Origin of the sequence: Micromonospora sp. CPCC 205561, assembly GCF_036906775.1 — a bacterium.
In the GTDB taxonomy this organism is placed as follows: Bacteria; Actinomycetota; Actinomycetes; order Mycobacteriales; family Micromonosporaceae; genus Micromonospora.
In genome coordinates this window covers 1-19059 of the sequence record NZ_JBAKHV010000083.1, presented here as the reverse complement: position 1 = coordinate 19059, position 19059 = coordinate 1, and the positions used below count along the sequence as shown (strand labels likewise).

Genomic DNA, 19059 nt, shown 5'->3' with positions numbered 1-19059 from the left:
CCGGTCAGCGGCCGCGGCGCCGCCGGCGGGCGGCCCCGCCGGGCCACCGCGAGCAGCGCGGCGAGCCGGGGCGGTTCGCCGGCCGGCACCCCCCGCACGGCCGGCGGCAACGGCTCGACCAGCGCGACCACCCGGCCCGCCCCGCTCGCCTCGGCGAGCAGGCGGGGCGCCGCCGGATGGCCGGGCGTGCCGGTCACCGCCGGCAGTTCCCTCAGCGCCGCCGCCTCGGCGGTCACCAACGCCCGGGTGGCCCCGTTCCAGCCGATCTTCGCGTAGCCGAGGGCCCGGCCGGCGGGGTCGAAGAGTTGCAGGGTGGGCTTGTGGTTCGGGTCGGGAGGGCGGACCCCGCAGGCGGCGTGCACGCGGGGCTCGCCGAGCGCGGCGCCCAGCCGCCCGGCCAGCAGCGCCTCGTCGGCCGCCACCCCGTCGGGCAGCGACACGGTGAGCCGGGGGAACGGCGCCAGGTCGACCGCGCCGACCCGGGCCGCCGTGCCGAGCGCGGCCCGCACCGCCCGTATCTTCGGCGGGCGCAGCGCGTTGTACGCCAGCAGCGCGGCGGCCGTGGCCCTGGGCGCGCCGAGCGGCAGCAGGAAGCGGGCCCGGGCGAGCGACGGGACGATCGCGTACCGGGCGACGGCCCGGTGCCCGGGCGGCGGCGGACCGCCCACGGTCAGGGCGATCCGCTCGTCGCCGAAGACGGCCCGGGTGACCCAGCCCAGCCCGTCGGTGCGGGTGCGCGGGTCGGCCACGACGGCCCGCGCCGTCACGCGACCCCGTCCGGCCAGTCGAGTCGCAGCCCCAACCGCTGCCGCAACGCCTCGTTGTACGGGCGGTAGTAGCCGGTCAGCTCGGCACGCACCGCCGGCTCCAGCGGGGCCGAGCGGCGGTCGTTGTAGACCTTGAAGTCGGGCAGGTCGTGCGGGGGCAGGCCGAGGAAGTCCAGCGTCCGGCGGTACGTCGAGCGGGCGTCGCGGTAGAGGTCCTCGCTGGGCAGGAAGAGGATCTGCCGGCGGTCGAAACGCTCCAGCCACGGCTCCAGGTGCTCCAGGTAGCGGCCCCGGGCACGGTAGGTGTACCAGTCGTACGGCTCGCTGAAGTACTCCGGCTCGGCGATCAGCCGCTCCCGCTCCCCCGCCGTGCGCTCCTCCTCCGCGGCCAGCGCGGCGGCGAAGTCGAGCGGCTCGATGCCGTGCGTCCGCCGCTCCTTCCAGTGCGAGTACGCCCGCTCCACCGGGTCGCGCAGCAGCACGATCAGCCGCACCGACGGCATCAGCGCGGCGACCCGCTGCGCCGCGAGGGGGTGGAACATGTACAGCGGCGCCGCCTCGCCGACGCGTACCGGCCCGCCGTGCCGCTTCTCCAGCGCCTCCCGCTGCCGGTGCGTCGGGAAGTGCGACCGGTACCACGCCTCGCCGCGCCCCCAGTGCTCCTCGAAGTAGTGCGAGGACTTGGTGTTCCACGCCGGGAAGAGCCGGGGCACCAGCGGGTGCTGGATGAGGTAGTTCCACAGCGAGGTGGTGCCGCCCCGCTTGGTGCCGATGATGAGGAAGTCCGGCAGGGGCCGCCGGTCGCTGGTCCGTACCCCGTAGTCGACGAGCGACTCCCGCACCCGCTGCGTCACCTGGGTCGGTACGAGCTGCTTCACCCGGTTCCGGATGGACGGCACGACGACCTCACCTGCCCTTCGTCTTCTCCGGGGCGGGCCCGGTGGCCACCGGGGGCCACCTCCTGCCGCCCTCGGACCTGCACCATGGTCGCCCGGATGCGGCGCCGCACCCGGGGCAACGTCAACAAGCCGACGCAGCCGGCGGCCAGCACGCCCAGTGCCACGGCCAGACCGCTGATCCCCCGGCCGCCGGCCAGCACCCCGACCGCCGCGGCGGCCCCGACCCCGGCGGCGGTGCCCGCGGCGGCGCGCAGCATCGCCGCGTCGACCAGCGGCTGGCCGACCACCGCCCGGGCGCAGGCGACGGCGCTGAGGTTCTCGGTGGCGATGCCCAACGCCCAGGCCAGCGCGGCCCCGGTGGCGCCGTGCGCCGGGATCAGCCACAGGCCGAGGGAGACGGTGACCAGCAGCCCGGCCAGCGTGGCCGCCAGGTGCAGCCCGCTGCGCCCACCCATCAGCAGCAGGCTCTGCACGTTGCCGACCCCGGTGTTGACCAGCATGGCCAGCGCGAGCACGGTCATCGCGGGGACGCCGGCGGCGAACTCGGGCCCGAAGAGCTGGAGGAAGGCCAGCCCGAAGACGGCGAGCAGCAGGTAGACCGGCCAGGAGAGGACCAGCCCCCAGGTCGTCAACCGCCGGTGCACGGCCGCCGCCGCGGCCCGGTCACCCCGGCCGAGCAGCCGGGACAGCTGCGGCGACACCGCCACCCGCAGGCCCTGCATGGCCAGCTGGCCGGCGAGGATGTAGCGCCCGACGGCGCCGAAGACGCCGGCGGCGGCCGGGCCGGCGAGCACCGACGTGAGCAGCACCCCCACCCACATGTTCCCGGCGTCGATGGCGGCCGACGCGGCCCGGGGCAGCGCGAAGCGCCAGAACGTCGACCAGTCCTCCCGCTGCGGGCGCAGCGCCGCTCCCCGCCCCAGTCCGAGCGGGCCGGCGACCAGCAGCAGCGCGAACAGCGCGGCGACCCCCGCCGGCACCAGCCACCCGCCCAGGCCGGCCAGCAGCCCTCCGGAGGTCAGGACCGCCACGCCGACGAGCACCGGCCGCGCCACCGGCAGCAGGACGGACTGCACCGCCACGTATGCCCGGATCGGCCGTGCGCAGCGCAGCACGGCGAACAACAGCGTCATCGCCACCAGCACCGGAACCGCCGCGAAGCTGGCCGTGAGCAGCGCCGCGCCGTCCGCCGCCGGCCCGTCGAACAGCCGGCGGGCCAGCGCGTCGGCGGCCAGGGTTCCGGCGGCGGCGACGGCGAACGCGAGGGCCAGCGGTGGAAGCAGGGCCACCACGAGCATCCCGGCGGCGTCCCCGCCGGGCCCGAGCCGCCGCCGGGGTAGCGCCCAGACGAGCCCCGTCTCCGCTCCCAGGACACAGACGGCGGCCACGACGGTGACCACGCCGATCGCCGCGAAGAGCGCACCGGCGCCCTCGGTGCCGTAGCCCCGGGTGACGACGACCGCCAGCAGGAACCCGAAGAGACCGTTGACCGCCGCGCCGAGGAGGCCGGTGATCCCGCTGCGGGCACCCCGTCGGGCCTCCGCCGCGCCGTCGGCCGGGGGCCCGTCGACTCCCCGAGCCGGTACGCCGCTGGCGGCGGGCGGCGGTCCGTCGCCGTCGCCGTGCGGGCGGACCGCGGCCGTCATGCCCGCACCGCTTCCGGTTCTCGGCTGGTACGGGGCGGGTGGGCCGGGCGGGCACCCACCTCCCGCTCCGTGAACGCCATCGCGAGGGCGCCCGCGAAGAAGGCGATCGTGATGGTGGGGTCGGTCATGCCGTAGAACGGCATCTGCGCCATGCACACCACCGGGACCACCGCGAGCCACTGCCCGGGCGCCGAGCGGACCCGGGCGCAGATCATGGCGACGATCACGAACCAGGCCAGGAAGCAGAGCAACGCCGGCACCCCGTGGCTGAAGAGCACCGTCCAGAACTGTCCCTGGGTGCCGACCGGCACCCCGGAGGAGAGCGTGTCGACGCTGACCGGCCCTCCGTACCCGAGCCAGGGCGAGTCCCTGATGCGACGGAGCACCTCGGCGTAGAGGGCGAGCCGGTCACTGTTCGTGTCGCTGGACGCGACCCGGTTGCCGATGAGCTCGGTGACCGGGATGAACAAGGTGGCGAGTCCGCCGATGGCCAGGACCCCGACGACGGAGACGCCCACCCGGAGGTTGCCGCGTCGCGCGGCCCGGACGCCCAGCACCGCCAGGCCCGCGCCGAGGCTCGCGAACATCACCCGGTTGAGGGTCAGGAAGGCCGGAGCCAGGGAGAGTGGCAGCGACGCGAGCAGGATCCAGCGGAAGACGCCGTGGCGGCGCAGCATGGTGTACGCCACGACGCAGGGCAGCGTCATCGCGTACGCGCCGCCGTAGTGGTTGGTGTACGGGAAGGGCGCCGCCGGCCGGTAGATCGGGTTGAGCGCCCGTTCGCTGTACTCGGCGGCGGTGACGTGCACCAGGTCCTGGATGTAGGGGTGGGCGGCCAGGCCGCCGGGGAGCAGCATCTCCGTCGGGGTGGTCAGCGTGAACCGCGGCGCCAGCACCCCGAGCCAGCCCAGCGCCACCAGGCCGAGCCAGAACAGGCAGAGCGGCACGAGCACCACCGCCTGGTCGGTACGTTCGCGCGCGTAGACGTAGACGTAGACGGCGACCACGAGCGCGGTGACGTAGAAGCCCAGCCGCAGGCCGAACGGCAGCAGCGAGACCCGCGACGGCAACTGCGTGGCGCTGAGCAGCACCAGCGCGAGGAACAGCAGCCAGACGCCCGTGGCGGGCGGCAGCGGCACCCGTCCCCGCACGACGAGCAGCGCCAACAACACCACGCCGAGCACTGACCAGATCAGGTAGAACGCGCCGGCCAGCCACCACAGCGGCACCAGGGCGAACATCGTCAGCAGCGGCCAGAGGGGGAGCCGGGGCGGTGGTGGAGCCGGTGGGGGCGGTGGGGCGATTCCCGACGGTCCGCCCTCGTCCGGCCCGCTGCTGGCCGGGGCGCGGATGACCGGCACCCTCAACCCCGTCCGCTACGGGTCAGCACGAAACCCAACGGCGTGACACCGGCGGCGCGCAGCCGCTCCACCAGCCGGCGCAGGTCGCCCTGACGGGTTCCGTCCTGCTCCACGACCACCACGGCGGTGCCCTGGCGGGCGGCGGCGACACCCCGCTCGTCGGCCTCGGCGGGCGGAGCGTTGAACAGCACCGTGCCGGTGGCGGCACGCTGCCGCCAGGTACCGAAGCGGATTCCGCCGGCTGCCACGGGAATCTCGTCGGGGAACTTCCTGACCTTGCTCTGTCCACTGGCCGGCACGCCGGACGCGACCCGGGGCAGGGTCATGGTGGCGTCCGGGTCCGTGGAGGGGCGCGGTGTGCCGGTCGGGAACGGGGAGGGCCGCCGGACCGCGACCTGCTGGGTGATGTCGTCGACGCTGGCCGTGCCGCCCTCGCGCGGCTTGGGAACGGCCGGGCCGGCCGGGTTGGCCGTGGCCGGCAGCCGCCCCAGGCCGGCCAGCACTTCGGTACGCAGGCGCTCCAGGCGGCCGCTGTCGTCGGCGACATAGACATCGCGGCCGGTCGCCGCCAACGCGACCGCCAGGCCGGCGGCGATGGCGCTCTGGTCCTCCCGGGTGGTCAGCAACGCCACCCGGGCCGGCTCGCGAACCCGCTCGCCGATCGCCAACGCCACGTACCGGATGTCGGCGTCCACGGCCTGGCCACGGCCCCGGAACCGCCGGCCGCGCACCGTGCCGAGCAGGGGTAGGCCGGTGACGTCCCGGCCGTCGTCGACGGACCGGACCCGCCGGTCCACGGACTCCCAGGCGTACGCCAGCACCACGCCGAGCAGTGCGCCCCCCAGGAGCCCGGCCAGCACGTAGAGCAGTCCGCTTCCGGCGGAGGAGACCAGGCCGCGCTCGGCGCTCTGGGTGATCCAGCCCGGACTGACGTCGACCGCCGCGATCTCGGTCCGGGCGGAGTTCAACTGCGTGATCTGGTTGTTGATGCCGGCGAGCTCGGCGACGGCGGCCTCCCTCGCACCGTCCCGCGCGGTGGCCATCCGTTTCTGCAACGCCGTACGCCGCTCGTCGACCTCCGCGATGCTCTCCTCGTAGCGTCTGAGCATCTCGGCACGCTGCTTCTCGTACATCGTCCGGCGCACGTCGAGATAGCCCTGCGCGGCGAGGTTGACGTTGCGCACCGCCTCCTCGGCGGAGCGCGCGGTGTAGGAGAAGCGCAGGATCTGACCGCCGGTCGGCACCTCGACCTCGAGGGCGTCCCGCACGTCCCGCTGGTCGTCGCCGCCCGCCTCCGCGAGCCGTTGCACCACTTCGGTTCCGGTGGCGATGCCGCTCTCGACGTTCATGTTCACGGCACGGTCGGCGGCGGCGCCGCTCGGGGTGAACGCGTCGGTGACGACCGGGCGTACGGCCACGACCGCGCTCGCGGTGACCGCGCGCGGGACGATGACGACGTACCCGAGGGCCGCGACCAGGCCGATCGCGGCGACCGCCCCCACCAGCCGGATGCGGTGCAGGGGGACGCGCAGCAGGTCGGTCAGGGTCACTGTCCGGGCCGGGGCGCCCCCACCGCCCGACGAATCGGCGGACCAGGAGCCGGGAGGAGCGTCAGCCATCAGATTTCACCGTCTGTATGTGAATTGCCCGGACGGAACGACGCGCGCAGCGGGAGCCGTGATCGGTTTCCTTGCGACGCAGCGGGCCGGCGACGTGGACCCGTCGCCGGCCCGACGTGAACAATCTACCGATTGTCCCTGACGAACGGATGGACCGTCACTGCACGGAGAAGAAGATCCGTGGGGTGGACCAGGTCAGTTCGGCGCTGGGCGGCGCGACCACCGTGCTCGCCGCGCCGTCGACAGCCGGCGCCGCGGTCGGGTCGAACGGCACGCTGCGCAGCGAGCCGTCGACGCCCCCGTACACGATCCGGCCGCCCACCCACGACATGCCCCGCACCGACGACCAGGTGACGCCGGTCGTGGGGAGGCTGAACTCGGTGGCGCCCAGGTAGTTGCCGTCGATCTCCCAGTACCGGTAGTACAGGGCGTTCGCCCCGGTCCGCGTGTAGTAGAGCCGTCCGTTCAGGAAGAACGCCCCGGTCATGTTCGCCGCGTTGAACCAGTCGTTGAACCCCGACGACTCCCACGGGACGCCGATGCTGACGCCGTTGAACATCGAGACGTCGATCCGGCTTCCGGTGGGGGCGCCGGGCACCGTGTGCGCCCAGTAGACGCGGTCGCTCACCCGCCACGTCGCTCCGGCGTCGGTGTAGTTCGGCTGGCTGACCGTGGTCGGGCTGCCGAGGCTCGTACCGTTGAACGGCACCTTGGCCAGCTGGCCCTGGCCGGTGCCCAGGTAGAGGTTGCCGGTCGTCGCCGTGGGCGGGTTCTTCGGGACGACGGTGCGGCCGCCGGCGAGGGGGAACATCCCCAGGCGGCCGTGGTACTCGCTGCCCATGCCGTCCGAGTTGTGCCCGAAGTAGAGCCCGTCCCTGCCGCGCCAGAGCACCGGCACCTGCGAGCCCCAGTTGCTCGTGCCGGGAGGCATGGACGCGCTGCCGCGACGACCGGGGTTCCACATCACCGGCATGCCGGTGGCCGGGGTGACGGCGGCGATGCCGAGCCGGTCGATCGCCCCCTGGCCCGGGGCGTCGTGCGCGTTCGGGTTGTTGAGCCAACGGAAGTGTCCGGCCGTGTAGATGACGTTGTCGGCGACCTCGACCGAGGTGATCGTGTCGTTGCCGGTGTAGTTCACCCACGTGCCGAGCTGGCCGGCTCCCCGCGCTGCCGTCTCGAAGCGGATCAGCACGTCGCAGTACGCCTGCGGCCAGCCCGCGCCACCGTTGGTACCGACGACGAACCAGCTGCCGTCCGCGCTGAAGCTCACGTCCTGCACGTAGTGGACGAAGGTCTCCGGCGCCGCGCACGGCGGGGCGAACTTCTCGGTGCTCCAGTCCAGCAACGCCGGGGTCCCGGTCAGGTCGATCAGCGCCATCTGGTCGCGCTGAACCCCGTTGACCAGCGTGAAGTTCCCGGCGGCGACCATGGTCCCGCCGTCCGGCGTGACGTCGATCTTCCAGCCGTACGAGCCGGTACCGTGCCGCCCGACGGTGGCGTTGACGTTGAAGGTCGGGTCGATCGCGCCGGTGGTGGCGTTCAGCCGCGCAAGCCCGGAGTGCGCCGTACCGTTGACCCAGTTGAAGGCGCCGGCGAGGTACAGGTGGTTGCCGTTCAACACCATGTCGCGGACCATGCCACCGTCCGAGCGGCCCACCCAACTGTCGATGATCGTCCCGGTGGTGGCGTTCAGCGCGACGAGATTCTTCCGGGACACCCCGTTGACCGTCTTGAAGTAGCCACCGACGATCAGCATGCCGTTCGGACCGGCGATCAGGGAGTTGACCGCGCCGTCGAGAAGCGGCAGGAACGTCGTCGAGATGACTCCGGTGGTCCGGTCGTACGCGAACAGATAGTTCTGCGTGATCCACGGTGTGCTGGCGCTCTGCCGGATCTGGGTGAAGCTGCCCCCGACATACACCGTCGAACCGACCTCCGCGAAGGCGCGGGTCTCGCCGTCCCGGGCGTGCGGGGTGTGGTCGACGGGGTTGGCCGACACGAGGGTCTGCGTCTCGGGTGCCGGCACCGTGGCGGCGGTCGACGCCGACGGTACGGCCAACACGGCGGCGACGGTCGCCAGACCGATCACGGCCGCGCGGACGCGGAATCCGGCGGATCGCCGAGAGAGCGAGACTTCGGGCACGCTACGCCTCCAAGTGGGATGAGAACCCGCGTAGCGTGCCTCGTCGACCACGGTTGGCGATATCCGCCGATTGGACGGGCGATGAGCCACGCGACGACGGGGAGCGTACCGGGTCGGATTTCCGACTCAACTCCGGCCCGCCGCCGCGAGGGCCTCCCGCCGTCAACTCTCCCGCGTCGGTTGGCGCAGATAGGCGTCGCGGCCGGCCCGGGCGAACCCGGCCAGGGCGGACCCGTCGTGGTTCATCGTCATGTCGCACGTCCTCGTCCGGGTGGTCATGCCGGCCGAGTTGAAATAGACAGCTGCCTTGATCTTCGGATGTGCCTTGAGCGCGGCGGGGAACTCCTCGAACCAGCGCCGCTTGGCGTCCGGGTCGGCCGCGTCGAAGTTGGTCCCGAACTCCGCGAGCATCCGCGGCTTGCCCGCGCCGACGCCCTCCTGGTCCAACCACCGGTAGAAGCTGCCGATGGTGGTCGCCGGGTCCTTCCAGACCGTACTGCCGTTGCAGACGTGGAAGTTGTACGGGTCCCAGGCCACCCAGTCCACGTAGCGGTCCCCCGGGTACAGCCCCGCGTACCGGCTGTGGTGGCCCGACCAACCCATCATCGTCCACACCCAGACCGCGTTGTGGGCACCGGCGGCGGCGAATCGGTCGTGCACGTGGCGCCAGGCGCGCACGAAGTCGGCGTCGCTGCCCTTGCCCGGCTCGTCCTCCGGCTCGTGGTCGAAGCCCAGGAACACCGGTACGCCGGTGGCCCGGATCCGGGCGGCGGCCGCGTCGATGGTCTCGTCGTGCCGCCCGCTGGAGACGTCCTTCCAGGTCAGGACGGTTCCCGAGGAGAAGATCCGGGACTCCCAGGCGAAGAACATCAACCGGCCCTCGCGCAGCTGCCGCTGCTCGAACGCGTCCGGGAATGCCCCGTTGCTGCCGCTGCCGGAGAAGTCGTGGTACCGGTGCACGATGTCGAACCGCCGCCCGACCTGCGCCTCGATGTCGGTGATGGCTCGGCCGTGATCCCAGGTGGCGGGGTCGGTCGGCGAGTACATCCCCCACCAGGCGCCACAGGAGGGCACCAGCTTCGGCGAAACCTGTCCACAGCCGACGGGACGCGACGGGGTCGGGGTCGGCCTCGGGGCGGGACGGCTCGGGCTGGCGCTCGGCGGCGGAGTCGCGGGCGGCGTGGCGGAGGCCGTCGGGCGGCTCGGCGAGGGCGCGGCGCCGCTCGACGACGGGGTCGGGCGGGTCGCGACCTCGTAGCGCACCACCAGGTGCGGACGCACGTCGGCGTTGCGGTTCTCCGACGACGCCCAGTAGACGCGGGTCTCCAGCCCGGCCTGCGCCAGGGAGACGGTGACCGTGCCGGTGCCGGTGCCGCCGACCAACTCGGAGACGTCCCACTCGTTGAAGCCCGGCCGCACCCCGGTGACCCTGTCGACGGCGGCGCCCGTGGGCGCCGGCGCCGGTCGCGCCAGTGTCGCGGCGACGGTGGACCCGTGAGCCGTCACCGTGACGTCGGCCTCCTGCCAGGCGTGCACCCGGAGGGTGGCCCGGATGTCGACCGCGTTCGCCGGCAGCGCGGGTACGGCGAACTCCAGGACCGCCTCCCGGGCCCCGTGCGGGTTGGCGTCGCAGCGGCTCGGGCAGGTGGCCAAAGTGGACTTCGCACCGTTGTCCCCGTCCTGGCTGACGGCGGTCGCCGTGGTGTCCGCCCTCGCCTGGATCGAGACCTCGTCGACGGCCAGCAGCGGCATCATGGTGGCCACCAGCCCTCCCACCACCGCGGCGGCAGCCACGCCGAGCCGCAACCCCTTGCGACGGCGGTTGACGTGCCGGGTGAGGCGGTGCGCTCCGTGCCTGCTCAATCCAGCTCCCTGGGTTGGCTGCGGTAACTGGTGGGAGCGTATCTACTGACGCAAGGCGACTGGAGTCTGACGGGACGTAGCTAAGCAGGTCTTAATGGCCAGCTAAGGATGTCAGCAGGCACTCCGCGACGTGCCGCGTCGTCAGGAGGTGGTGACGCCCACCGGGGTCTCCGTCGCGGACCCGACCGGCGGACGCACCCGCCCGGCCGCCACGAACACCGTCAGCGCCACCACGGCGAAGAGCAGCGGGCCGAAGATCCAGCCTCCGATCACGTCGGTCAGCCAGTGCTTCTCCGCGTAGATGCGGGTGTAGCCCTCCACGGAGACCAGTACGGCGACCACCGTCGCGATGGCGATCCGGCCGCGCCGCGGGATGTCCCAGGTCAGTCCCGCCAGCACCGCGATGATCCCGAAGGTGAGCAGGACCCGGGCGCAGCCACCGGAGGGGTAGGTGCCGACGTCGGTGGGCGGGTGGCCCCGGTCCACGGTCACCGCGAGGATCTCCTGGGTGTACTGCTCGACGACGAACTGCAGGGGCATCGCGACCAGGGGAACCCACCAGGGCCGACGACGCCGGTGCCAGGCGAGGGCGAAGACCAGGGCCGCGACCACGGTGACCCATTTCAGCGGGTAGCGATCCCCCATCCCGGTGACGAACGAGTTGATGTCCGCCCACGTCTCGACGCGGCGGGCGTGCACGTAGTCGAAGACCGGATGGTCGACGGACGGTTCCAGGCTGGCCAGCGCCTCGCCGAGCGGCCAGCAGATCGCGACCACCGCCGCGGACCCGGCGAGCAGGACGACTAGGGCGGCCCCGATCCGGCCGAGCGCGTCGGTGAGCCCGGCCAAGGCGGCGCGCAGCCGGTCCGCCGCCCGGCTCTCCCGCACGGCCGGTACCCAACGGGCGGCCAGCACCGGGACGAGGACGGCCGGCGCCACCACCGACAGCACTCCCAACAGGTAGATCAGAAACACGACCGGTCACCGCCGCCCGCTCGACCGGCGGTGGCCCCTGCCGCCCCCACGGCGGCAGCGCGCCGCCTCGCGTCCGTCGATGTCATCGGTCCTCCAGATCCGGGCCACCGGGAACTCCCACTCTTCGGGCCCGCTGGCGCCCCACAGCTTCCTGGACACGATCAACACGTCAACACCGCGGCGCCAACTGATCGGGTAGCCCACCCTAATGGATTGCGGGGGCCGGACGGGTACGCCGACCAGGGCGCAGGCTCCCGTTGGCTTCGTCGGATTGACGACTGCGGGACCTCGCCCCTCGCGCCGACCCGCGGCGGCCTTCGACGCGGGCGCGCCAGGGCTCCCGGGCGCGCCCCGGCGGCAGCGCGCCCCGCACCCGCCGACCGGCGGCCCTGCCGGTGACCGTCCAGTCCCGGCCGAGTGCGACGAGCGGCGGCGTCCGACCGCTCGATGGGACGGCCAGGGCGGACCTCCGAGGTCACGGACCTGCCACTGGTGGGTCCGGCCGAGCAGACCGCTACGCGCTCATACGGCGCGGGCGGCGGCCAGCGCGGCGGCCATCGCCGCCCGGGGCGCCGGAACGCCCGTGAAGTGCTCGAACTGGCCCACCGCCTGGGCCAGCAGCAGGTCGAGGCCGGAGACGATCCGGCAGCCGGCGGCCTCGGCCGACGCGGCCAGCGGCGTCGGCCACGGGTCGTAGAGCGCGTCGAAGAGCACCGTCCCCGGCCGCCAGGCCACCGCGTCGGCGAGCGGATCCGCCACGCCCTTCGGCACGGTGGAGACCACCAAATCGGCGCGGCAGCGGTCGGCCGCGTCGCGCCAGGGCGCGCCGGTCATCTCCACGCCGACCGCGCGCGCCACCGGGCGCAGCTGTTCGACCGCCGCCGGGCGGCGGGCCACCACGGTCACCGCGCGGGCGTCGAGACGGCCCGCGGCGGCCACCGCCGCGCGGGCGGTGCCGCCCGCGCCCAGCACCGCCACCGTCGCCCCCGGGCGCACCCCGGCGTCGGTGAGCACCTCCACCATGCCGACGACGTCGGTGTTGTCGGCATACCAGGAGCCGTCCGGGCGGCGTACCAGCGTGTTGGCGGCGCCGACGGCGGCGGCGACCGGCGAGACCTCGGCGGCCACCGCGAGCGCCGCCTCCTTGCCCGGCATCGTGACCGACAGCCCGGCCCACTCCGGGCCGAGGCCGGCGAGCACGCCCGGCAGCTCCGCCGCCGCGCACTCGATCCGGGTGTACGACCACCCGGTCAGCCCCGCCGCCGCGTAGCCGGCGTTGTGGATCACCGGGGAGAGGGAGTGCGCGATCGGCGTGCCGAGCACCCCCGCCCGCCGTGCGGCCGTCATCAGATGACCCCGGCCTCCCGCGCCTTGGCCATGTTCCTCTCGTGCTGGTCGTAGGTCTCGGCGAAGGCGGAGTGCCCCTCCTTGTCGATCGCCACGAAGAAGAGCCACTTGCCGGGCGGCGGGTCCATCGCACCCTCGATGGCCTGCTTGCCCGGGTTGTTGATCGGGGTGGGCACCAGGCCCTTGAGCTTGCGGTTGTACGGGTTCTTCGGGTCGTCCAGTTCCGCGGCGGTCATGTCCGCCGAGCGCTTGGTCGGCTTCCCGATCGACTCCAGGTAGTAGTTGACGGTGACGTCCATCTCCAGGCAGTTGCACGGGAACTCGCCGAAGACCCGGTTGTAGGCGACCCGGGCGACCTTGCCCAGGTCGTCCTTGTTCCCCGCCTCGGCCTGGGCCAGCGACGCGACGATCAACGCCTCGTACGGGCTGATGCCGCCGCGCTCCTTCTGCACCCGGTCGGCGAACTGGAGTTCCTGGGTCACGCCGAGGAAGTTCTCGACCATCAGCTCGATGATCGACTCGGCGGTCGCCTTCGGCGGGATCTCGTAGGTGTCCGGGTAGAGGAAGCCCTCGATCGACGGCTTGACCTTCATGCCGTCGGTTCGCTTGAACCACCAGTCCGGCACGCCCCGCGCCAGCGGGTCCTTCGCCGCCGCCTCGAAGTCCTTCACCGGGATCTTGGTCTTCTCGGAGAGCAGCTTGTAGACGCCCTTCGCCGTGCGGCCCTCCGGAATCGTGACCCCGTTGACGACCCGGTTCTTCAGGTCGAGCATCGCGGTGACGGCGCTCTCCCCGCTCATCCGCTTGCGCAGCTTGTACGTGCCCGGCTGGATGTTCTTGCTGCGGGCGTTCGCCTCGGCGGCCTCGATGAACGCCTTGGTGCTCTTCACCACGTCGGCGGCGACCAGCGCGCTGGCCATATCGGCGATCAGCGCGCCCTGCTTGATCTCGACCGTCACCTCGCCGGTGCCCGAGCCGTCGTAGTCGGGGGTCACGAAGTAGCTCTGGACGCGGTCGAAGCCGTAGAAGGCGCCGCCGCCGATCCCGCCCAGCAGGACCAGGGCGAGCAGCAGCGCCAGGACCGTCCTGCCCCGGCCACCGCCGCCGGAGCCGCCCTGGCGCTTGCGCACCGCGCCGCGCCGGTGCTTGCCCTTCTCCCCCCGGTCCTGCTCGTCGAACCCGAGGTCAAGATCGTCCATCATCGCGTCCGCCTCCGCTGCGCTTCCAGCCAGCTCTGCAGAATCTCCACCGCGGCGGCCTGGTCGACCACCGCCCGTTGCCGTTTCCCCCGGACACCACGCTCGGCAAGCCTACGAGACGCCACGACCGTGGACATCCTCTCGTCGGTGAGCGCCACCGGAACGGGCGCTATTACATCGGCCAGCCGGTCAGCGTACGCCTTCACGTGGACGGCCGCGGGGCCGTGCTTGCCGGCGAGGTTGACCGGAAGGCCGACGACGACCTCCACCGCCTCGTGCTCGGCCACCAACGCCTTGAGCGCGGCGATGTCGCCCGGCACCGCGTCCGCGGCCGCGTCGAGATCGCGGACGAGGGTCACCAGCGGGGTGGCCAGCACGCCGTGCGGGTCGGAGCGGGAAACCCCCACCCGGACCTGCCCGACGTCCACCCCGAGCCGGACACCCCGGGACAACTCACTCACGGCCGGTGACTCCCCTGAAACGGCGGACCAGGGCGGACCGCGCGGGTCCGCCCTGGCCGCTGCGAACGAGCCTCACGCCTCAGCGATCGCCTTCTCGACCGTGAGCAGCAGGTTCGGCGCCTCCGCGGCCGGCAGGCCGCCGCCCTGGGCCAGGTCGGGGCTGCCCCCGCCGCGCCCGGAGAAGGCCGTCTTGACCAGGCTCGAAGCCGCCAGGCCGCGAGCGCGGGCGGCGGGGTTGACGGCGACGACCAGCGACGCCTTGCCGTTGGCCCGCGCCGCCACCGCCACGACCGCGGGCCGCGCCGGGTCGATCCGGCCGCGGATCTCCTGGGCGAGGGTCCGCACGTCGTTGCCGGCCGCGCCCTCCGGCGCCTCGGTGCCCACGTACGCGACCCCGCGCACCTCCTTCGCCTGCGCCGCGAGGGCCGCCGCGCCGCCGAGCACCAGCTGGGCACGGAGCTTCTCCAGCTCCTTCTCGGCGTCGCGCAGCTGCGTCACGGTCTGCTCGACCCGGTCCGCGACCTGGTCGTTGGGCACCCGGTACAGCTCGGCGAGGCGGGAGACCAGCAGGTGCTCCCGGGCCAGGAAGTTGAAGGCGTCCATGCCGACCAGCGCCTCGACCCGGCGTACCCCGGAGCCGATGGACGACTCGGAGAGGATCTTGACCAGGCCGAGCTGGCCGGAGCGGGCGACGTGGGTGCCGCCGCACAGCTCGCGGGCGTAGTCGCCGACCTCGACGACCCGCACCTCCTCGCCGTACTTCTCGCCGAACAGCGCCATCGCGCCGATCCGCCGCGCCTCCTCCAGCGAGGTGATGAAGGCGTGCACCTCCAGGTCGGCCAGGAGCACCTCGTTGACCTGCTGCTCGACGTCGCGCAGCACGCTGGGCGCCACCCCCGTCGGGGTGTTGAAGTCGAAGCGCAGCCGCCCCGGCGCGTTCAGCGAACCGGCCTGGGTGGCGGACTCGCCGAGGAAGTTGCGCATCGTCTGGTGCACCAGGTGCGTCGCGGTGTGCGACCGGGAGATGGCCCGCCGGCGGGTGGTGTCGATCTCGGCGTAGCCGGTCTCCCCGGCCCGCACCTCGCCCCGCAGCACCCGGGCGCGGTGCACGATCAGCCCCGGCACCGGCTGCTGCACGTCGAGCACCTCGACCTGGCCGCCGCCGACCGTGATCATGCCGAGGTCGGGCTGCTGCCCGCCGCCCTCGGCGTAGAACGGGGTGGCGTCGAGCACCAGCTCGATCGTGTCGCCCTCGACCGCCGCCCGGCGCGGGCCGTCGGCGCCGAGCACCGCCCGCACCGTCGACTCCCGGGACACCTCGCCGTACCCGGTGAACCGCACCGGCCCGCCCGAGTCGAGCACCGACCGGTAGGCCGACAGGTCCGTGTGCCCGGTCTTGCGCGCCTGCGCGTCGGCCTTGGCGCGGGCCCGCTGGTCGGCCATCAGCCGGCGGAAGCCCTCGGCATCGACCTGGAGCCCCTGCTCGGCCGCGATCTCCAGGGTCAGGTCGATCGGGAAGCCGTACGTGTCGTGCAGCTGGAACGCCTTCTCGCCCGAGAGCGCCTGCTTGCCGGCGGTGCGGGTCTCGGTGATCGCCGTGTCCAGGATCGTGGTCCCGGCCCGCAGGGTGGAGAGGAACGCGTCCTCCTCCGCGTACGCGTAGTCGGCGATCCGGTCGAAGTCGGTGGCCAGCTCCGGGTATGACGGGGACATGCAGTCGCGGGCCACCGGCAGCAGCTCCGGCAGCGCCCGTTCCTGCCAGCCGAGCAGCCGCATCGCCCGGATCGCCCGGCGCATGATGCGGCGCAGCACGTAGCCGCGCCCCTCGTTGGACGGCGTGACGCCGTCGCCGATCAGCATCAGCGCCGTACGCACGTGGTCGGCGATGACCCGCAGCCGGACGTCGTCCGGGTGCGACTCGCTGGCCACGTGCCCGGAGCGGGCGCCGTAGCGCTTGCCGGTCAGCTCGGCGGCCCGGTCGAGGATCGGCCGGACCTCGTCGATCTCGTAGAGGTTGTCGACGCCCTGGAGGATGGACGCCATCCGCTCCAGGCCCATGCCGGTGTCGATGTTCTTCGCCGGCAGGTCACCCAGGATCGGGTAGTCCTCCTTGCCGGTGCCCGGGCCCCGCTCGAACTGCATGAAGACGAGGTTCCAGAACTCCATGTAGCGGTCCTCGTCGACCGCCGGGCCACCCTCGGCGCCGTACTCGGGGCCGCGGTCGTAGAAGAGCTCGGAGCACGGGCCGCACGGCCCGGGGATGCCCATCGACCAGAAGTTGTCCGCCTTGCCGCGGCGCACGATCCGCTCGTTCGGCACGCCGACGGAGCGCCAGATCTCGAACGCCTCGTCGTCGTCGAGGTAGACCGTCGGCCAGATCCGCTCCGGGTCGAGGCCGAAGCCGCCCTGCTCCTGGGACCTGGTGACCAGATCCCAGGCGAGCGGGATGGCCCCGTCCTTGAAGTAGTCACCGAAGGAGAAGTTGCCGTTCATCTGGAAGAACGTGCCGTGCCGGCTGGTCTTGCCGACCTCGTCGATGTCCGGCGTGCGGATGCACTTCTGCACGCTGACCGCCCGCCGGTACGGCGGGGTCTGCTGCCCCAGGAAGTAGGGGACGAACTGCACCATGCCGGCGTTGACGAACAGCAGGTTCGGGTCGCTGATGGCGGGCAGCGGAGCGGACGGCACCACGGTGTGCCCGTTCGCCTCGAAGTGGGCGAGGTACCGCCGCTTGATCTCCGCCGTCTTCATCGCTGGTGCTCCTCCGGAAAGATCTCTCGGTCGCCGATGCGCGGGTCCTCCCGCAGCTCGGCGAACTGGTCGTCGAACGCCTCGCCCTGGGCGAACGCCTCGTGGATCTCCTGCTCGCGCTCGGCCATCCCGATCCGGACGTCCTCCACGAAGCTACGCAGCGACTCCACCAGCCCGCCAGCGGATTCGCCCAACGTGCCGGCGATGCCGGCCGGGGTGTACGCCTGCGCGGTGCGGGTGGCCTTGCGGACCACCACCACGCCGACGGCCAGCCCGATGCCGAGCCAGAACAAGCGCCTCATCTCCGAGCCCTTCCTGGTGCTACCGGGTCAGCGGTTGCCGCGCTTGGCGGCCCGACGCTGCTGCTTGATGGTGTCGCGGACCTCGCGCTCGGTCTCGGCGTGCCGGCGGGCGGAGGCGGCCTTGCGTACGCCGTAGCCGAAGGCGGCCACCTTGACCAGCGGGTTGGCGGCGGCGGCCGAGACGACGGTCGCCAGGTTGGCGACGTTGGCGGTGACGTTCTGCGCGTGGCTGGTCATGGTGTCGACCTTGGCGAGCTGGAGGTTGACCCCGTCCAGCGAGGTCTGCACCTGCTCCAGGGCGGTGTTGACGTTCTTCACCGTGGTGTTCACGTCGCCCAGCAGCGGCGCCGTCCGGTCGTTGAGGTCGTTGATCATCCGGGTGGTGGCGTCCACGGTGTGCCGCAGCCGCAGGATGGGCAGCGTCAGGATCAACACCAGCATCGCGAACGCGATCGCCGCGATCAGCGCCGCGACCTCGAAAAAGCCCACGCCTGTCCTCCTCAAGCAGAGTTCCGGGAACCCGACGTCCCCGGAACGCGCGACCGTCCTGCCCGCACCCGCTCGCGATCCGGGAGGGTTGTCGGGGGCTGGCGGACGCGCCAGCCCCCGACCCTACCGTCCGTGGTGGAAACCGGCTCAGGACGGTGAGGGTGTCGCCTCCCGCAGCGGATCCTCGCTGAGCGTCGGGAAGGGATCCTCGCCGGTGAGTGACGGATCGGTGCTCGGCTGGGGGCGCGTCCGCTCGTCGTCGATCGCGTTGCGGACCTTCACGGAGACCAACGAGCCGGAGCACCGCTGCGCAGCGGTCGACGGGTCGGGCGACGGCACGACGGCCGGCTCCCCGCCCACCGGCGGCGGCACGCAGGTGGGCTCGCGCACCCAGAGGTCGAGGGTCAGCTCGTCCCGGCGCCAGCAGGTGTAGCTCCCCTTCGCCGGTTGCTCCGGGCAGCGGGTGATCTGCCACGGCCGCCAGCCGTCGTCGGCGAGCGCCCGCTCGTAGACCTGCGCGGTCTCCTGCGGCGACCGCTCGGAGGAGACGGTGCGCTCGCGCAGCCGGCAGTCGAGCAGGCACCAGCGGCTGCCGCTGACGTCGTCGACGGTCTCCACCGCCGCCCAGCCCGGCACGTCCAACGCGTCGAGCGTGTCGAAGACCGGGTCGCGACTGAGCGTACGGATGCCGAAGTAGAGCGGCACCGCTCCGAGCAGCAACACGCTGACCAGGGCGAGGACGCCCATCCGCAGTCGTCGCCGCTCACGCATCCGGCGGCGCAGCTCGGAGCGCGCGCCGCGCAGTCCGCCCGGGCCCGGCGCGTCGTCGTCCGGCGACTCCGGGTCCGCCGCCGGGCGCAGGGCCGGCCCGTCGGTCGGGTCGGCCGGAGGTACGACCGCCACGGCGGCCCGGGCCACCACGGGCTCGTCCGGGGATCCCGGCGACGGCACCGGCGTGACGCCCGACGGCTCCGGCCGCCCGGGCTCGCGGTGCGGCGGGAGGGCCCGCCCGCCCGCGCGGTCCCCGGCTGCGGGAGGCGGCGCCGGTGCGGCCACCCGGGCCACCCCGGAGGGCCCGCCCGGGCCGGGTCGGGCGGCCCCCGGGGAGGCCGGCTCGGGTCGCTCCCCGTCGCCCGGCGGCCGGGCGGCACCGGGTGGAGTGCCGGGCCGGGCCGGGCCGGGCGGGGTCGCCCCCGGACGGGCCGGGCCGGGGGCGCCGGGTTCCGGGTGAAGTCGG

General features: G+C 73.3%; 14 protein-coding genes and 1 pseudogene. All 15 read right to left on the bottom strand.

Annotation, left to right across the window (positions count from 1 at the left end):
* Positions 1 to 767: pseudogene (locus V6V16_RS26420) on the bottom strand (hypothetical protein); the annotation flags it as partial.
* A complete protein-coding gene (locus V6V16_RS26415; protein ID WP_334566367.1) occupies positions 764 to 1666 on the bottom strand; it encodes a sulfotransferase domain-containing protein in 903 nt (300 codons plus the stop codon). The pseudogene V6V16_RS26420 and the gene V6V16_RS26415, both read right to left, overlap by 4 nt.
* Entirely contained in the window at positions 1642 to 3312 is a 1671-nt protein-coding gene (locus tag V6V16_RS26410; RefSeq protein ID WP_334566365.1) for a lipopolysaccharide biosynthesis protein, read from the bottom strand. The genes V6V16_RS26415 and V6V16_RS26410 overlap by 25 nt, the downstream gene beginning before the upstream one ends.
* Complete coding sequence (locus tag V6V16_RS26405) at positions 3309 to 4664, bottom strand: O-antigen ligase family protein (protein ID WP_442934159.1); 1356 nt, start codon at positions 4662 to 4664, stop codon at positions 3309 to 3311. Before V6V16_RS26405 ends, V6V16_RS26410 begins: the two co-directional genes overlap by 4 nt.
* Positions 4665 to 4675: 11 nt before the next feature.
* Complete coding sequence (locus tag V6V16_RS26400) at positions 4676 to 6292, bottom strand: lipopolysaccharide biosynthesis protein (RefSeq protein ID WP_334566361.1); 1617 nt, start codon at positions 6290 to 6292, stop codon at positions 4676 to 4678.
* A 157-nt stretch (positions 6293 to 6449) separates the two neighbouring features.
* A complete protein-coding gene (locus V6V16_RS26395; RefSeq protein WP_334566359.1) occupies positions 6450 to 8381 on the bottom strand; it encodes a hypothetical protein in 1932 nt (643 codons plus the stop codon).
* Positions 8382 to 8597: 216 nt separating this feature from the next.
* On the bottom strand, positions 8598 to 10298 hold the full coding sequence (locus V6V16_RS26390; protein WP_334566357.1) for a CBM96 family carbohydrate-binding protein: 1701 nt from the start codon (positions 10296 to 10298) through the stop codon (positions 8598 to 8600).
* A 141-nt stretch (positions 10299 to 10439) separates the two neighbouring features.
* Entirely contained in the window at positions 10440 to 11273 is an 834-nt protein-coding gene (locus V6V16_RS26385) for a phosphatase PAP2 family protein (RefSeq protein ID WP_334566355.1), read from the bottom strand.
* A gap of 522 nt (positions 11274 to 11795) precedes the next feature.
* On the bottom strand, positions 11796 to 12620 hold the full coding sequence (locus V6V16_RS26380) for a shikimate dehydrogenase (RefSeq protein ID WP_334566353.1): 825 nt from the start codon (positions 12618 to 12620) through the stop codon (positions 11796 to 11798).
* On the bottom strand, positions 12620 to 13822 hold the full coding sequence (mltG, locus tag V6V16_RS26375) for an endolytic transglycosylase MltG (RefSeq protein WP_334566351.1): 1203 nt from the start codon (positions 13820 to 13822) through the stop codon (positions 12620 to 12622). Before mltG ends, V6V16_RS26380 begins: the two co-directional genes overlap by 1 nt.
* Positions 13819 to 14280 (bottom strand): Holliday junction resolvase RuvX, encoded by a 462-nt coding sequence (gene ruvX / locus V6V16_RS26370; RefSeq protein ID WP_334566349.1) that lies wholly within the window; start codon positions 14278 to 14280, stop codon positions 13819 to 13821. The genes mltG and ruvX overlap by 4 nt, the downstream gene beginning before the upstream one ends.
* Positions 14281 to 14352: 72 nt before the next feature.
* Positions 14353 to 17031, bottom strand: coding sequence for an alanine--tRNA ligase (gene alaS, locus V6V16_RS26365; protein ID WP_334566348.1), 2679 nt, complete (start codon positions 17029 to 17031; stop codon positions 14353 to 14355).
* Positions 17028 to 17333 carry a hypothetical protein gene (locus tag V6V16_RS26360; protein WP_334566346.1) on the bottom strand — a complete coding sequence of 102 codons (306 nt, stop codon included), beginning with the start codon at positions 17331 to 17333 and terminating at the stop codon, positions 17028 to 17030. Before V6V16_RS26360 ends, alaS begins: the two co-directional genes overlap by 4 nt.
* A 27-nt stretch (positions 17334 to 17360) precedes the next feature.
* On the bottom strand, positions 17361 to 17822 hold the full coding sequence (locus V6V16_RS26355; RefSeq protein ID WP_089000990.1) for a DUF948 domain-containing protein: 462 nt from the start codon (positions 17820 to 17822) through the stop codon (positions 17361 to 17363).
* Positions 17823 to 17969: 147 nt separating this feature from the next.
* On the bottom strand, positions 17970 to 18593 hold the full coding sequence (locus tag V6V16_RS26350) for a hypothetical protein (protein ID WP_334566370.1): 624 nt from the start codon (positions 18591 to 18593) through the stop codon (positions 17970 to 17972).
* Positions 18594 to 19059 lie beyond the last annotated feature (466 nt).

What these genes read in the sequence shown, in the direction of transcription:
- V6V16_RS26380 (WP_334566353.1), bottom strand. Translation starts at nt 12,620, where the DNA reads ATGACGGCCGCACGGCGGGCGGGGGTGCTCGGCACGCCGATCGCGCAC.
- V6V16_RS26350 (WP_334566370.1), bottom strand. Translation starts at nt 18,593, where the DNA reads ATGCGTGAGCGGCGACGACTGCGGATGGGCGTCCTCGCCCTGGTCAGC.
- mltG (WP_334566351.1), bottom strand. Translation starts at nt 13,822, where the DNA reads ATGATGGACGATCTTGACCTCGGGTTCGACGAGCAGGACCGGGGGGAG.
- V6V16_RS26360 (WP_334566346.1), bottom strand. Translation starts at nt 17,333, where the DNA reads ATGAGGCGCTTGTTCTGGCTCGGCATCGGGCTGGCCGTCGGCGTGGTG.
- V6V16_RS26410 (WP_334566365.1), bottom strand. Translation starts at nt 3,312, where the DNA reads ATGACGGCCGCGGTCCGCCCGCACGGCGACGGCGACGGACCGCCGCCC.
- V6V16_RS26400 (WP_334566361.1), bottom strand. Translation starts at nt 6,292, where the DNA reads ATGGCTGACGCTCCTCCCGGCTCCTGGTCCGCCGATTCGTCGGGCGGT.
- alaS (WP_334566348.1), bottom strand. Translation starts at nt 17,031, where the DNA reads ATGAAGACGGCGGAGATCAAGCGGCGGTACCTCGCCCACTTCGAGGCG.